At 50.4% G+C, this 15378-nt stretch carries 15 protein-coding genes and 1 tRNA gene; 13 read left to right on the top strand and 3 right to left on the bottom strand.

What is annotated here, in order from left to right:
* Positions 1-10 precede the first annotated feature (10 nt).
* The 3 genes from TERTU_RS14305 to TERTU_RS14295 are packed head-to-tail and all read right to left on the bottom strand — an operon-like array spanning position 11 to position 2366.
* The gene (locus TERTU_RS14305) at positions 11-487 is read right to left on the bottom strand and encodes a hypothetical protein (RefSeq protein ID WP_015818936.1); all 477 of its coding nucleotides are present in this window, start codon (positions 485-487) and stop codon (positions 11-13) included.
* The gene (locus tag TERTU_RS14300; RefSeq protein ID WP_015818214.1) at positions 484-1611 is read right to left on the bottom strand and encodes a glycosyltransferase; all 1128 of its coding nucleotides are present in this window, start codon (positions 1609-1611) and stop codon (positions 484-486) included. The genes TERTU_RS14305 and TERTU_RS14300 overlap by 4 nt, the downstream gene beginning before the upstream one ends.
* Complete coding sequence (locus tag TERTU_RS14295) at positions 1608-2366, bottom strand: TVP38/TMEM64 family protein (RefSeq protein ID WP_228378165.1); 759 nt, start codon at positions 2364-2366, stop codon at positions 1608-1610. The genes TERTU_RS14300 and TERTU_RS14295 overlap by 4 nt, the downstream gene beginning before the upstream one ends.
* 322 nt (positions 2367-2688) lie before the next feature.
* Here TERTU_RS14295 and TERTU_RS14290 point away from each other — a divergent pair, with 322 nt between their 5' ends.
* The 13 genes from TERTU_RS14290 (at position 2689) to nusA (ending at position 15342) form a co-directional block, all read left to right on the top strand.
* Complete coding sequence (locus TERTU_RS14290; RefSeq protein ID WP_015820759.1) at positions 2689-3693, top strand: adenosine deaminase; 1005 nt, start codon at positions 2689-2691, stop codon at positions 3691-3693.
* Positions 3694-4181: 488 nt separating this feature from the next.
* A complete protein-coding gene (locus TERTU_RS14285) occupies positions 4182-4949 on the top strand; it encodes a DUF3450 family protein (RefSeq protein WP_015819941.1) in 768 nt (255 codons plus the stop codon).
* A gap of 211 nt (positions 4950-5160) precedes the next feature.
* Positions 5161-6273, top strand: coding sequence for a MotA/TolQ/ExbB proton channel family protein (locus TERTU_RS14280; RefSeq protein ID WP_228378164.1), 1113 nt, complete (start codon positions 5161-5163; stop codon positions 6271-6273).
* Positions 6270-6692 carry a MotA/TolQ/ExbB proton channel family protein gene (locus TERTU_RS14275; protein ID WP_015820000.1) on the top strand — a complete coding sequence of 141 codons (423 nt, stop codon included), beginning with the start codon at positions 6270-6272 and terminating at the stop codon, positions 6690-6692. Before TERTU_RS14280 ends, TERTU_RS14275 begins: the two co-directional genes overlap by 4 nt.
* The gene (locus TERTU_RS14270) at positions 6652-7059 is read left to right on the top strand and encodes an ExbD/TolR family protein (RefSeq protein WP_015820194.1); all 408 of its coding nucleotides are present in this window, start codon (positions 6652-6654) and stop codon (positions 7057-7059) included. The genes TERTU_RS14275 and TERTU_RS14270 overlap by 41 nt, the downstream gene beginning before the upstream one ends.
* Positions 7060-7061: 2 nt before the next feature.
* The gene (locus TERTU_RS14265; RefSeq protein WP_015820774.1) at positions 7062-7727 is read left to right on the top strand and encodes a hypothetical protein; all 666 of its coding nucleotides are present in this window, start codon (positions 7062-7064) and stop codon (positions 7725-7727) included.
* Between the two features lie 4 nt (positions 7728-7731).
* Positions 7732-9105, top strand: a complete 1374-nt coding sequence (locus TERTU_RS14260) for a tetratricopeptide repeat protein (RefSeq protein ID WP_015816963.1) — start codon at positions 7732-7734, stop codon at positions 9103-9105.
* Between the two features lie 34 nt (positions 9106-9139).
* The gene (locus TERTU_RS14255; RefSeq protein ID WP_228378163.1) at positions 9140-9592 is read left to right on the top strand and encodes a DUF2799 domain-containing protein; all 453 of its coding nucleotides are present in this window, start codon (positions 9140-9142) and stop codon (positions 9590-9592) included.
* Between the two features lie 449 nt (positions 9593-10041).
* Positions 10042-11010, top strand: a complete 969-nt coding sequence (locus TERTU_RS14250) for a hypothetical protein (protein ID WP_015817878.1) — start codon at positions 10042-10044, stop codon at positions 11008-11010.
* Positions 11011-11067: 57 nt separating this feature from the next.
* The gene (locus TERTU_RS14245) at positions 11068-12105 is read left to right on the top strand and encodes a GGDEF domain-containing protein (RefSeq protein WP_015817139.1); all 1038 of its coding nucleotides are present in this window, start codon (positions 11068-11070) and stop codon (positions 12103-12105) included.
* 510 nt (positions 12106-12615) lie between these two features.
* Positions 12616-12692: transfer RNA gene (locus TERTU_RS14240), tRNA-Met, on the top strand.
* 630 nt (positions 12693-13322) lie between these two features.
* The gene (gene rimP / locus TERTU_RS14235) at positions 13323-13781 is read left to right on the top strand and encodes a ribosome maturation factor RimP (RefSeq protein ID WP_015819781.1); all 459 of its coding nucleotides are present in this window, start codon (positions 13323-13325) and stop codon (positions 13779-13781) included.
* Between the two features lie 70 nt (positions 13782-13851).
* Positions 13852-15342 carry a transcription termination factor NusA gene (gene nusA, locus TERTU_RS14230; protein ID WP_015818113.1) on the top strand — a complete coding sequence of 497 codons (1491 nt, stop codon included), beginning with the start codon at positions 13852-13854 and terminating at the stop codon, positions 15340-15342.
* Positions 15343-15378: the final 36 nt, after the last annotated feature.

Here is a 15378-nt window from a genome sequence, read left to right as displayed (position 1 = left end):
CCCGCCAAGATTACACTCCATCCAAAAACAGCTGTACCCGTTCGCCTGTTAAGGGGTTTTCTACGTTGATTTCCCCAGCACCGGTGGTATTCACATGCCATGCAGTGCTGTCAGTCATTGCCCCGCTGGCAACAATGTCCGGCAATGCAAACCAGATTACCTGTGTTGGCGGACTGCCTGTGCCCTGGTGTTTACCGCCATCAAGGCTGTGTAACCACCAGCGTGCTTGTTTGCCATTCCTTGTTGTTTGGACATGAATCACGACGATAGGTGACTTGCTTAATTCTGCGTAAATTTCTCCGGTATCCGAGCGTGCGAGCAATACATCGCCAGCTATCTCGGTGCCAGTTGTCGTTTTCCATAACGCCTGACCCTGCCAGCTCTGCCAGTGGCTGTTGGCCAGATCGATGATTGGGGCGGGAGTGGTGCTGCACCCGGTGAGCATGGCCATGCCGATGAAAATCCAAAAACGGTATTGCGTAGTCACGCGTGATCATCCTTTAACGGGCGAGACCAGTACTCGCCTCGCCAGACCGCTGGCAGTGGTAGCCAGCATGCGAGAAAAGTGAGCGGCCGCAGCAGGCTCCAGAGAGGAATGGCAACTGCAGCTTTGCGGGCCAATCGCGTGCGGTGTAGCTTGCACAGGGTTAACGCAGCGATGGAATCGACGCATAGGGTGCATAGTAGGCCAAGCCAAACAATATGGTTGCCGGGTTGGTAAATTGCTGCGGCGAGCCAGCCAATAAGCGGCATTACGAACGCCTGTGCGGCGAACCCGCCGGGGCGGTTCCACCGAATGGTTTTTTGCCAGCGAAAATAGTGTTGCAGCGCTGGCCGCCAGCTATCGATGTCGACCGTTGTTGACAAACATATGCTGGACAGCTGCACAGGCTGCAGTTGTTGACCAAGCTGGTAGTCGTCCGCCAGATGTCGGCCGAGCGAGTTTAGGTCGACACGCTGCTCGAAGTCGTCACGCCGAAACAGCATTCCAGCGCCAAAGCCAAATTCAATGGCCTTGGTACGCGCCATTAATTTTGCACCCGGATAAAATTCCAGATTGACAAATAGGGTGTCCAAAATTGCCGCAGGTGATCGCGTTTCCGCCACACGGTAAGCGCAGGTAAGCAGCGCGCATTTGCCGTCCAGCAGCTCATTCCGCATGGTTGTCAGCGCATTCGCTGGCGCGAATACATCGGCGTCACTCCACAGCCAGAGCGGGTTTTGCGCATATTCCACCAGGGTTTTCATCCATGCAATTTTGGGATTGGGCGCTGAGAGGTGTGGGGAAGGATGGGAAATAACACGCACCACGGCGGACGGGTATTGGCTGTGACAACGCTGGGAAAAATGGTGCCAAAAAGGGGCGTCTGCTTCGTAGCAGCCGATAAGCATTTCGTCATCTGGCTGCATCTGGCGGATCCAGCTGCACAAATTCTCCTCGGTTGTTATCTGCTGTTGCAGGGCTTGCTTGGGCAGCGGTTTGAAGAGCGTTACAGGAAGTGTATTGGTTCGCGCGGATCGGGGTTTTGCGGGGAAGGGAGTTTTAACCAGCCACCAGGCAGCGATCCACCACACCAGAGACAGGGTGCTCCAGACAATCAGTAAACTCACGATAGCGGACCCGTCGCAGGTGTTTGGGCACGGCGATCGCGCAGAGCGCGTAGCTCACGGTAACGCAGGCGCCGTCGCCACCGGTTGTGTAACCAAGGGCCGCCGACGACGATATTCAGTACCACAAATGCGGCCAGATACCCTGCGCCGATTTGACTGCGTGCCAGATTAGAATCAGCCTGTAGTAGCCAACCGATGCACAAGGTGTGGACCGCGGTAGAGGGCAGCAAGCCCACCAGCGATGCAAACAGGTACCGTTTAAGTGGCATTCCGCTGAGCGCCGCAGTTACGTTCAGCACGGTGTCTGGAATCGGCAAAAAGCGCGCTTGGACAAGAGGCCAAAACCCAAAGCGGTTGATAAAACGGCGGGTCTTGTAATAGCGTGAACCCGCCGTTTGCAACACGAAACGCAGGCCTAGGATTCTTGCCAGGGTGAATCCTGCCGCTGCGCCAAGCAACAGTCCCGTTAAATTGTATAAAGTCCCCATGACGGGCCCAAATACTGCGCCGACAACAAATAGCGGAGGCGCTGGTATTCCGGCGAGGCCGAAGAGGGTGTAACCGAGCAGTAGAAGCAGTGGCGTCCACCAAAAACGCTTAACTTGTTCAGTGGCCTCGCTGAGAGATGACTGCTCCAATAGGCCGGTGAGTGGCGAATAGGAAACCAGCAGCCAGCCTGCGATAATTAGCAATAGCAGCACACTGAACTTGATGAGAGGAGTGCGCGATCTTGTTGGGGCTTGGCTGGGGTTCACACGACGATTCCCTGATGTGCGTAAGTATGTGCGTCTGGGCTGCCTGAATGCCTGAAGTGGCAAAGGTGCGCATACATAAATCCGAGGCGGCAGCGGTTTTGGTTCGCAAGCATAAGCTAACATAGAGCAAGTTAATATGTCGTCGGTCGATTTGAACAATTCGGCTCTGCTTGAAGGCGCGTGGTTTCGTTGGATGTGCGCGTGCTAGTATCAACAGCCCCTGATATCAAAAGGCCCTGGCATCAATTGGCGACTGTTTACTTGTTGCGCTGTAGCCGTTTGTTGTGCTGTAACTGTATTTTTCTATTGTGGAGTTTTACCTATGTCTTCCATCGCTGCCCCGGACTGGATCAGTTCATTGCCAAAAGCTGAATTACATATTCACCTGGATGGAAGCCTGGAGGCTGGCAGAATGCTGCAGCTGGCTCAGAAGAATGGTGTAGAGCTGCCTTATAAATCGGTAGAAGAAGTGGCCCAAGCCTATAACTTCACTGATTTGCAAAGCTTTCTCGATCTGTATTACATGGGCGCCTCGGTGCTCTGTGACGAGGAGGATTTTTACCACCTGATGATGGATTATCTACTCCAGTGCAAAGCCAATAACATCGTGCACACAGAAATCATGATCGAGCCGCAAACGTATTTGCCGCGTGGCATCGGTTTTGAGGTATTTATGTCGGGCTTTCGTCGCGCGATGCGCGATGCAGCAGACCAATGGGGGCAGAGTGTTCTGCTTATTCTAAGTCTGCTAAAACACACCTCTGAAGAGGAATGTATCCAGGTCCTTGAAATGGCGGATGCCTGGCGGGACGATTTTGTGGCATTGGGTATGGCGAGCACGGAACTGGGTAATCCGCCAGAAAAATTTGCCCGCTTATTTGAACTGGGTAAGCAACGGGGCTACGAACTGACAACCCACGCGGGTGAGGAAGGGCCACCCGCCTTTATCTGGGGAAGTTTGCAGGTAATGAACGTGACGAGGATCGATCACGGTGTCCGCTGCCTTGAAGATCCAACCTTGGTTGATTATTTGCGCGAACACCAGATCGCGCTGACGGTATGCCCACTCTCCAATATTCGTTTGCGTGTGTTTAATGCCATGGCAGACCACAATATCGTCGAGCTTATGCAACAGGGCTTAAAGGTCACGATTAATTCGGACGACCCCGCGTATTTTGGTGGCTATTTAAACGATAATTTCTGTGCGGTGGCAGAGCAATTTAATTTGTCTCAGGCGGATGTGCTCACGCTGATAAAAAACGGGTTTGAAGCGAGTTATCTCCGCAATGAGAGAAAAGCGTATTTTTTGGAACAGCTTTCCGCTTAACCGTGGTGTTGTTCCGCTCTGGTTGTGATTGTCTGGGGTGAATCTCGTTGCGCGTTAGCTGTTTTAGTCGGCAACGAAAAAGGATGTTATTGATGGCCGGCTACACCTCAATTGCTTTAATCAATCGGGCTGGGGGCGGGCGTTTTTAGAATTTAAAATAATAAAAAGAGTGCTTAATGATCTTTGGTGTGCTTGTCGAGTCGACGCACTTAACAGCCTGATACAAGCGAAAAAGCGCGCTTTAGGCACCGTGCATTGTCCTGCTCGAGCCGCGTCTTTATACCAGTTGGTGCTACGGGGCTTGCAGGTATTACCAAGTTAATCAGGTTTCTAAAAACAGTACTCACGCATTGCAATTTAAACTTAGATCATTAAGAATCCATATTCCGCGAATGATGTAGTATCGTACAAACATAAATAATAACTATATCGATGGCGCCTGCCGTCGTTGGGTATTGGACGGCGTGAGATTCCAGGAGGAGCATGCCATGCGCGGTTGTCTTTTTAGTCTAATTTTTGTTTCTCTAGCGGGTTTTGCTGCCCCCTCGATTGAAAGCACCGACAGCTTGATGGCGCAGTGGTTGTCGTTGGAGCGCCAACGGGGCAGTCTGGAACGCAACTGGCAGCAGCGCAAAGCCCAGCTCGAACAAAAGCAGGCCCTCTTCGCAGACGAAATTCAATCGTTAGAAAAAATAATTGAGTCTGCGGCAAGCATTACCGATGATGTGAGCCAGCGTCGATTGGCACTTTCCTCAGAGCAAGACACGCTCGAGAAGGAGCAATCCAGAATCGCGCAAGTCATCGAGCAATCCAGCTATCAACTTGAAAAGGTCGCGACGCAATTGCCCCCACCAATTGCGCGGCAATGGCAGGAGAAAATGGCCCTGCTAGCTCAGTCCGATGTCAGCAACAGTGAAAAGTTGGAACGCTTGTTCAGTCTGCTTGATCAGGCAGAAGAATTTAACCAGCGGATCGCAGTTAATGAAGCGTCTATGGCGCTGGAAACTGGTGGGCAGGCACAAACGGTTCTGGTTACCCAAATCTTTCTCGGTATATCGCAAGGCTGGTATGTGAGTGCTGACGGAGCCCATTACGGCTTTGGTCGCTCGACTCCTGCGGGGTGGCGATGGTGGCATGGCGATGCCGCGGACGCTGAACTTGGGCGCCCGTTGCGACCTGAGAGTTTGTTGCAACTCAAAGCCATGCTGGCGAACCCTACCACCGCAGACTACTTGAGTCTGCCAGTTAAACTGTGAGCCCAGGTTGCCAATGAAACATTACTTTATTTGTCTCTGCTGCCTCCTTTGTTCAGCCGTTATACATGCCCAGCCTGGGGATAGCACAAGTCTTGACGAGGAGCTCCTGCAACGTATTAGCGCTGCGAAACAGGCTTTAGAGAACACTCAGCAGCAACTCGGTAGGGAAGGGCAGGCGCTGAATACAAAACTGTCCGCACAGCAGCGTAAAGTGCAATCTTTACGGGAAAAAGCTGCGGGTGTGCAGCGTCTCGCAGAGGAGAAAACACTAGGCCTTGATGCGTTGCAAACGCGCGTTAGTCAATGGCGGGCTCAGAGCCAGTACCAACAACATCTTATCGCTGCCTATGTTGAAAAACATCATCTGGGGGTGAACGCAACAGTAAGTACTGCAGGCAATGATACGCGGGTGCGTGATGCTGTCGCCCGGGTACAACAGCTACTCGTCCCGCAATGGCAGGATACTGAGGTTGTGCTGCAAGGGGGCGAAGTGGTCGGTGTACCTATGCTCGCTGTGGGTCCGGTGAAGGTTGCGTTTAATCCCTCTTCGGGGGAGGGGGGGCTGGTTACCGGAAATTACTCGGAAATTCCCCACATTGAATATGCATATAACAAACAAAATGCGCTGGAAGTTGCGGATCTACATCGCTCGGGTAATGGCCTCCTGGCTTTTGATCCCACGCTAGGCAATGCACACCAACTCCATCTGAACCAGGGTACGGTAGTTTCACATCTTGAAAAAGGCGGCGTTTGGGCGTTGCCAATATTGTTCTTCGGCGCACTGGCTCTAGTGATTGCTTTAGTCAAAGCCGTTCAGTTATTGCGCTTACCAAAAGTCAGTGATACCGCTGCTACGCGTATTCGAATGGCCGGTACCGATGCGAAAAATACAGCTCAAGCGCTCGAAAAGATGTCTGCGAACACCAGGGGTGCACAGAACGATCTTATCGAAATTGTGCTGAAAAACCCGGCTTCAGGGTTGCGGGATGACCTTTTAGTTGCGTGCCTGCGAGAGCACCGCTTCCGCATTGAGCGATTTATGGGGGTGGTTGCCACCAGTGCGGCAGTGGCGCCCTTATTGGGGCTGCTAGGCACCGTTTCAGGGATGATTACTACCTTCAAAATGATGACGATTTTCGGCGCGGGTGATGCCGCGACTGTTTCGGGCGGCATTAGTGAGGCTTTGGTAACCACGGAGTTGGGATTAATAGTTGCTATCCCATCGTTGGTAGTAAGCGCGTTGCTTACTAGAAAAGCGCAGAGCTACAACAACCAGTTGGAAACCCTGGCGATTAAACTGAGTAAGCTGGATTTACGATCGTGATTAATGAATGGTTGTTTTTGTTCGACAGCCCCGTTATCTGGTCAATTTTATTGCTCGCTTTTATTGTTTATGGGCTCTTGCTACAGCTTATTTTCAGTTGCCGGGAGAGTGCACAATGGCTCGCGCAACATCGTGCTTGGGCGCCTAATTTACGCGTGCTGCTGTCCGCATTGCCGTTGTTGGGTTTGCTGGGCACGATCACTGGCCTGCTGAAAACGTTTTTTCGCATGGGCCTGGAAAACGGGCTGGCGATACAAGAGATTATCAGCGGGGGTATAGCGGAGGCGTTGTTCACCACTCAGTTGGGGTTGCTGATGGTCGTACCCGGCCTCTTGCTCCTTGCCTATTTAAACCGTTTAAGCAATGAGATGTCAGTGAATGGACTCATCAATAGAGCAAAAAATAGAGCAGGCGAATAAGCAGGATATCGACCTGGCTCCGCTGCTGGATGTCGTTTTTATCCTACTTATCTTTTTTATCGTCACTACGGTTTTTGTTCGCGAGACTGGGGTTGATGTCGATAAACCTACCGCAATTTCGTCGCAAGACCTGCAAAAGTCCGTATTGCTATTGGCGATTACGAAGCGGCAAGAGGTGATTTATGGGGGCACCAATATCGGCGTGTCGGGGGTGCGTGCGACTCTGATGCAGGCGACGCGCAATGAAATGCGGCCGTTGATCATCCAGTCGGATCGGCAAGTCACCACGGAGCTGCTGGTAAAAGTGATAGACCAGGCAAAGCTCGCGGGAATCGAGAATGTCAGCATCGCAACGGTGAGTGAGTAAGCGTGCGTAGGTTTGCTGATTCAAGCTCAGCGGTGCGGGTTTTTCTGCCTTGGTTATTGGCGTTTAGCTTGGTATCGGCTTTGTTTCTCGCGATGACGCTGCTTAAGCGAAGTGAATTTCACAAAGAGCCAGAGTTGACCGTACGTAAAATTGACGTGGCTTTGCCTCCCCCGCCTCCGCCCCCCCCGCCGATTGAAGTAAAAGCACCAGCCAGTGCTGAGTCTGCAATCGATATTGGCGCGATCAGTGATGGCCCTGAAGTCGCTTTTTCGACATCCCCAAAGATGGGTTTAACATCCCTCCAAAAAGTCGAAAAACCGGAATTCGATTTCGAGAAAATGGATTTACGCGATGCGATGAATTTCGACATCCCAACCATGGATGTAAAAAACCTGGATTCCATTCCCAAAGCTATTTCGTATAAATCAGTGAAGTACCCACGTGATCTCGTTAATCGGGGGATTAAACGCGTCGATACCAGGGTGGAAATTATTATTGACCAACGGGGCAAAGCGTACGTTAAAAAGATCGTCGATCCGGTTTACCCCGAGATGGTTCCGGTCATCAGGGACTGGGTTGCCGGGGTCAAATTTTCCGTGCCGAGAAAAAACGGCAAACCTGTACAGGCAATTTATCTGTACACCATCCAGTTTATTTACAGGGTTTAAGCTGATGCTGAACAAGCAAAAAATCGTAGTGCTACTGTGGGTTATTTTATTCAGCCTTCCGTGTGTGGCACGACAGGAGGCATTTCAACTCAATATCGAATTGGATGAGCCAACATTCGTGTTACCGCAATTTTCTGGCCCCTATATGGAAAGAGAGGCGAGTATTGCACCGGAAGAATACGAGATGGCTGAGACGTTACAAACACTGCTGCAAGAAAAAAACAAAGAGCAGGTGCTCGCGAAGCTGGATGAGTTTTACAGCATTGAATTGAGCCCGGCGATGCTGGCTTTGAAGGGGCAAGTTTACTTTGCGCTCAAAATGTTCGACGAGGCCGAATATACCTATTTGCAGGTGTTGAAACGCAAACCGCAATTGATGCGGGTCCATGTCGATCTCGGGCAGCTATACCTTGTGCTGGGCAGGAGCGCAGAGGCACGTAAATATCTCGCACGTGCTGTTTCTCTAGGGTCCAATGATGCGACTGTTCACGGTCAACTGGCGTACCTGAATTTGACCACGTTCAGCCCCTTTTCTGCGATTAGTGAGTATCAGCAAGCTATGGCGTTGGAGCCAGAGAATACTCAATGGCAGCAGGGGCTGCTCGCCGCGCTCACTCAGGCGCGTATGTTTGAAGCAACCAACGCGCTGGTTATGGAGATGCTGGAACGACAGCCGCTCGAGAAATCTCTCTGGTTGGCGCAGGCGGCAGTTGCGCTTGAACTCGAAGATAAGCAACGCGCGCTGCAGAGCCTTGAAATGGCGATATTGCTAGGGGAGTCATCCCCACAAAATTTTAAAACTGCGGCTAAGCTCCATTTACAACAGCACAGTTATGCCCGCGCATTCGAACTCATCGCTTTAAGTCTTCAGGATGGTTCCCCGGAAATGAGGGTTGTGGGAGAGTATCTCGCCTGGCTGGAGGCTACTGAAATGTATGATCAGCAGCGAAAATTACTGCAGCAGATTGAACCAACTATTGCGGCATATTCGTTAGAGGATCGTGGTATTTTCTACTTTCACGAGGCGCGTTTGGCCCACCGGATGGGGGACGCCTCAGGAGCCGAAACATGGTACAAGCGCTCTTTGGATGCGAATGGTGCTGATGTGGAGACTCTACTTGCTTACGGGGCATTAAAAAGGGAGTCGCGAAAGTTTGTAGAGGCGGAATTGCTATTTGTTCGTGCCATGTCAGTTGATGGCGGCGAAAAAAAAGGCTTGCTAGCCTTGGCGCAACTGTTTGTGGAAACCAAAGATTACAAAGCCGCACTTGCGAACCTAAAAGCAGCCTACCTGAAATACCCAGAGCTTACCGACGTTCGAGATAATATAGACATTCTCGAGCGAATACTTAAAAACGAAGGTGGCACTCAAATCTAAAAAGAGAGGGATAAATATGCGATGGTATTTTGCAATGAGTTTGGTGATTTCGTTAACAGCCTGTGGTGGCAACACCAAGCAGGATTTGACGTGTAGCGGTGAAGATGCACGTAAACAGTGGTATCAAAGGGGATATGATACCGCTATGGCTGGCGATAATATCCGCACGTTTGAAAAGTTGAAGGAGCAGTGTGGCGATCCGATGGCACGGGAAACCCGCACTGCATTCATCGATGGGTATACTCAGGGTGCGCTCGAGTTTTGCACTTATGACAAAGGGTACTCATTAGGCTATGAAAACTTTGACATGCCGTCAGTTTGTCCTTTCGAGATTCGTGCCGACTTTGTAAAAGGCTATAGAGATGGGAGTCTTGCTTACATGGATCAGATCAAGCGATTTGAAAAAGCGCAGGACGATTTTACTGACGAGGCCGAGCGAGCTAAACGAATTAATGATGCGAATCGTGCGAGGCAGTCGGCTAGGTAATTGATTTCAAGCAGTGTGATCGATGACCGGCTTGGTGTGTTGGCGCAGCGGATAGTTAACTCTCACGAAGTTCTACCATGAGTGCGTTCCGCTATGTTGGATAGCAATATACATGTGATCTATTAGTACGAAAGATCCAAAAGAGAAAAGCGTTATTAATTTTTATTCAGGCCTGGTCTATGCTATAGGTCAGGCCCAAACCTATATTGTGCCAAACACGTGTAAATAAACGCCACCAGCGTCGGATGGTTTGCGCTAAATACGCGTTTGGTTTAATGCCTAGTCAGCTGGAAACGGCTAAATAAAATGGCTAAATGTAGTTAAAACCACTCGCTTAATCGTGAGCATCCCACGTCTTACTGCGTACTGCAGCTGGTTGATGAAGTTATGCTTTACCAAACCTACGCATGTGTCTATTGCGTTTCACGTCCTGCATTCGCAGGGCAAGCGTGTTTAGGCGCAGAATTTATATTGTTGTCGGCTATGACGACTGGTTCGGTGTAATGTCTGCGCTCAAACTTGTCGTACTGTGTCTGCTTGGCAGCATTGTGATTGTTTTGGGCGTGCAGGAAAAAGCCGAAGCATCAGAACAGACACTCAGAATTTCCTACCCTTATGTGCAGACTGACCCAGTTTATAAAGACATTTCCGATTATGTTCATGACCTGCTAAAACTGCTGCTCAGTAAATCTGGTAATCCGTACGTCGTAGAGCCCGTTTATGTGCCGCCTGTACCAATGAGTCGTACGGTGATGTATTTGAATTCAGGCAAATTTAATGTTGCCTGGGCACATTACGATAAGCATTTAGATGAGTTATTGCTGCCAATTCCTGTGCCAATTTTTCGTGGCTTGGGTGGCTGGCGGTTGTTCTTCGTCCGTGCCGACGATACGCGCATGGCAGAAGTCAGAGACTTGGCGGAACTAAAAAACTTTCAGCTGGGGCAGGGGCATGACTGGCCGGACACGACAATTCTGCGCGCTGCGGGTTTTGAGGTTCGTACCGGGGTCGCGAGGGACAACCTATTTCAACTGCTCAAACATCAGCGTATCGACGCATTTCCTCGCAGCGTAATGGAGATATGGAGCGAGGCTAAGCTGCCCCAGGCATCAGGTCTGAGAGTCGAAGAGCACGTGGTGTTGCATTATCCGACGGCATTTTATCTCGTCCTCAAGCGTTCTGACCGTGAGCTGGGTGAAATTCTGCAGGCCAGCTTCGACAAGGCAATTTCAGACGGTTCTTTTCAGCAACTGTTTCTCGCCTGGAAGGGCGATATTTTTGAGCAGTCTCGTTTAAATCAACGGCAGGTCATTTCCATTGATAATCCTGTTTTGGGCGCAAACGCTCGTTTGGACCGTCATGAGCTATGGTTTTCCCCTTCGGATCTCACGGGAGTAAAAAGCGATGCACAGCGTTGATTCTGAATTCCTTTCTATCGCGTTGGTCTTATCGCCTTGCGGCCCTGGGGCGCAAGAATGAAAGCTTTGTTAGCCGGAGTGACACCTGTCGTCGGCTTTGCATTGCAGTCTATTCTTGTCGGTGAACTGGGTGTCGCCAAAGTTGTTCAATGTGCCAACGCGGAGGAGTTGTTACGCGTACTCGAAATTGAACCAGATTTTAATATTTTGATTGTTGGAGATGTAGGTGAGGCTATAGGTGAGACGTTTTTGTCAGAGACAAAAAAGCGTCACTCGGGTTTACGGGTCATCGGTTTTGGTGATTTCGGCCGCTGGCCTAAGCTTGCCAATTTGGATGGATTATTGGCTCAGGAGACCAACCTGGCTCAGATCACAACTGTATTGAGAGGCGCGCTCATGATGGCACCTGAGGGCATCACTGGCGATATGGCTATAGCGGGCGGTATATTGGCGGGACAAGGGGGGAGTGAGCGCAGCAGTGGGCTCCAGCTTTGCTCTGTAGAAGACCCCAATGCCGTTGTTTCTGACTCTGTCACAGGTGAAAACTCTATTATCAGAACCCTAATCACTGAGCTGGCGGGGAAGCCTTCTCCGCTTCAGATAACAAATTTCTCCGATCCACTAACTGGCGTTGCAAACCGCAGGCTCTTTGTCGAGCGCGCAGAATCGGCCCTTAAGCATTCTCGTAGAATGCGACAGCTGTTGGCGTTAGTATATATCGATTTACGTCAATTAAGCCGGATTAATGAAAGCTTGGGTTATGACGCCGGCGATAAAGCGCTGATAGAAATTGGTCGACGCCTAACTAAAATTGTTCGGGAGATCGACACGGTCGCAAGGTTAGGCAGCGACGAATTCGCACTGGTACTTGTTGACATAGAAACACGTGCAGGTGTGGGTGAGGCGGCAGAGCGTGTACAACGTGAAATGGCCTTACCAGTGAATTTACCGCATGGCAATATTTGGGAACCGGAATTCAGTATGGGGGTTGCTGTTTCAGATGGAAATGAAACTTTGCGTGAGTTGATAGCTCGTGTGGATTCGCTAATGGCGCGGGTAAAGCGCACTCATGCCAAGCAGTTCATTATTGGCTGACTTGCTCGTATTGTCGCGCTGATGTTGCACTTGCAGCAGTGTTTACACCCTTGGCCTGTTGAGTCGATCCGCAAAGGGTTGGCGGGCATCCATAAAACGACTTGCGTTGCAGCTGAGTGTTAAGAGTAAATTCAGGGAGCATTGCAGGTCGAAAGCTATAAACGATCATAAATTGTTCCGTACAACTTTCATTCAACCGCCCACGGGGTCTTTCCGAACCACTCTCGGATTACGAGATCGAAATAAAAATGCGATTGAATGCAAAGATGGTCTTGACGCCATAAAATCACCCCCCTATAATGCGCCCCCTCTGATGCACAGGGCGTAACGCAAAGCGCATCAGTTGTCAGCTCAAGCTAAAGCCTTTGCTCAAAGGTTTTGAGTTGGTCGCGAGACTGGTTCGATGTGGTTTTAAAATCCTTATCGAAATACCAGGCTGCTGTATAAGGTTGTTAGTGGCCATTTTACAGTGGGGCTCCGGTGGAGAATCGCATAACACTAACATTCTGGTGCGGGGTGGAGCAGCCTGGTAGCTCGTCGGGCTCATAACCCGAAGGTCGTTGGTTCAAATCCAGCCCCCGCTACCAACTTACAAAGTGGGTCTTAGTAAGTAGGCCCGGGCGTCGGGCTCAACTCTTTGTTGGGCGCAGCCACTGAAGGTCGTTGGTTGGAATCAGCCTTCGTTGCCAACTTACAAAGTGGGCCTTAATAAGTAGGCCCGGGCGTCGGGCTAAACTCTTTGTTGGGCGCAGCCGCTGAAGGTAGATAGCAAACAACTTTTTACCAGCTTATATACGGGTGTCTGATAGTCGGATTCCATGGTCTGCTCAAATGTCAGGTGGATCTAAAAAGTATTTGCGTATAGTTGCGTGGATACGTATCTCTTCTTACAGTTGTATTTGTTTAAAGCGGCTGTTGTTCGGGGAGGCATTGCAACTTTAGAAGTTGCCTATGCTAACCGGTAGATACTGAATTAGATTAAATGTTGGGTTTAGTCGGTATTTGGTATTAACCCAGACAGATGGTGGTACAATATAACGGTACCACCCATTCGAGAGGCCCCGTTTGGGGTTTTTTCGTATCTGGGTACTGGAGTTTCGCAATTTAAACGTTGCAATAATCTCGTCGGGGCGTTGGCAGCGCACTGATAGTCGTAGAAATGGGCTTTAGGCCCATTTTTTGTTTTCAGAATCCAGCTTTTTTGAGGTTTGCGGCACTTGGCAGGCAAGCATACACAATTGGAAGAACTTATCGCGCCGGTTGTCGAGTCTTTGGAGTGTGAGCTCTGGGGCTTGGAATATTCCGTCCAGGGGCGGCGCTCGATGCTTCGCATATTTATCGATAAGCAGCCAGATGGCGTGTTGGTTGAAGACTGTGAAAAAGTCAGTCGCCAGGTCAGTAGCGTCCTTGATGTAGAGGACCCAATTTCTGGCGAATACACCCTGGAAGTCTCATCTCCCGGTATGGATCGCCCCCTGTTTAAACTTGCGCACTTCGAACTTTATGTTGGGCATCGCGTTGCATTGCGCCTGCGTGTGGCTTTTGAAGGGCGACGTAAGTTTCAGGGGTTACTGAAAGGTATTGAAGACGGAGAAATTGTCTTGGAAGTAGGGGAGGAAGAGTATCTACTCCCTTTCGAACTTATTGATAAAGCGAATGTGGTTCCTCAGTTTTAGAGCCCACTTACACTTTGGATATTCTGGTAATACGCGGTAATCCGGTACAGAAGGAATCAGAGGCAACTCGATGAAAAAAGAAATTTTGTTGGTCGCAGACGCAGTATCGAATGAAAAAGGCGTTGACCGCGATGTAATATTTCAAGCCATTGAATTGGCATTGGCGACGGCGACCAAGAAACGCTACGACGAAGACTCAGATATTGAAGTCTTGATTGATCGTAGAACCGGTGACTATGTCACCAAGCGTCGTTGGCTTGTTGTTGACGATGATACTCTGGCGGAACTTGGCACGCAGTTCACCCTGGAAGAGGCGCACGAAAAAGATACTGCGCTGGTCGCCGGCGATGTGTATGAAGAGGTTGTCGAGAACGTTGAATTTGGGCGGATTGCTGCACAAACCGCTAAACAGGTAATAGTACAGAAAGTCCGCGAAGCTGAGCGTGCGCAGATTGTCGACCAATACCGCAGTCGGGTTGGCGAACTGGTTTCTGGCAGTGTAAAGAAAGTGACGCGCGACAATATCATTGTTGATTTAGGCAACAACGCAGAAGGCCTGTTACCGCGCGAAGAATTGGTCGGGCGCGAAGTTTTTCGCATGAACGACCGCGTGCGTGCTCTTTTAATGGATGTTCGTCCAGAAGCGCGTGGCCCTCAGTTGTACCTCAGTCGCGCCTGTTCAGAAATGTTGATCGAGCTGTTTAAAATAGAAGTCCCGGAAATCGCAGAGGAAGTTATTGCGCTTAAAGGCGCAGCGCGCGACCCGGGTTCTCGTGCAAAAATTGCCGTTTCTACAAACGATGGTCGTATTGATCCGGTGGGGGCTTGTGTAGGAATGCGCGGTTCGCGTGTTCAGGCAGTGTCCAATGAGCTGGGCAATGAGCGAATCGACATTGTGCTGTGGGACGACAACCCCGCCCAGTTCGTTATTAATGCGATGGCGCCTGCTGAAATTGAATCCATTGTATTGGATGAGGAAACTCACGCAATGGATCTCGCGGTTGACGAAGATAATCTGGCCCAGGCAATTGGTCGTGGTGGGCAAAATGTCCGCTTGGCCTCTGAATTGACGGGTTGGGAAATCAACGTTATGAGCGTTGAACAATGGAACGAAAAACAAGCCCAGGAAGCGGGCAGCTCGAAAGAAGTCTTTATGGAAGCGTTGGACGTGGATGAAGACGTTGCCGATGTGTTGGTAGATGAAGGCTTCACCACTCTGGAAGAAGTTGCTTATGTACCTCTCGAAGAGTTTTTGGCGATTGAAGGTTTTGATGAAGATATCGCCAATGAGCTGCGTAGTCGTGCGAAGGATGCCTTGTTAACGCAAGCGTTAGCGACTGAAGAGCAGACGGTTGGTCAGGAGCCTGCCGAAGATTTGCTCACTATGGAAGGAATGGATAACGAACTGGCTTTTGTGCTCGCGTCACGGGGTGTGACCTGCATGGAAGACCTCGCCGAGCAATCGGTGGACGAACTGATGGAAATTGATGGCATGGATGAAGAGCGCGCTGCGGCACTCATTATGAAAGCGCGCGAACCCTGGTTCGCCGACGGCGAATAGCTGCAAGTGCAGTAATTATTTGAAAGAAGAAATTAA

It is taken from the genome of Teredinibacter turnerae T7901, assembly GCF_000023025.1.
GTDB classification, from domain to species: domain Bacteria; phylum Pseudomonadota; class Gammaproteobacteria; order Pseudomonadales; family Cellvibrionaceae; genus Teredinibacter; species Teredinibacter turnerae_B.
This window is presented reverse-complemented; position numbering and strand designations above follow the sequence as displayed.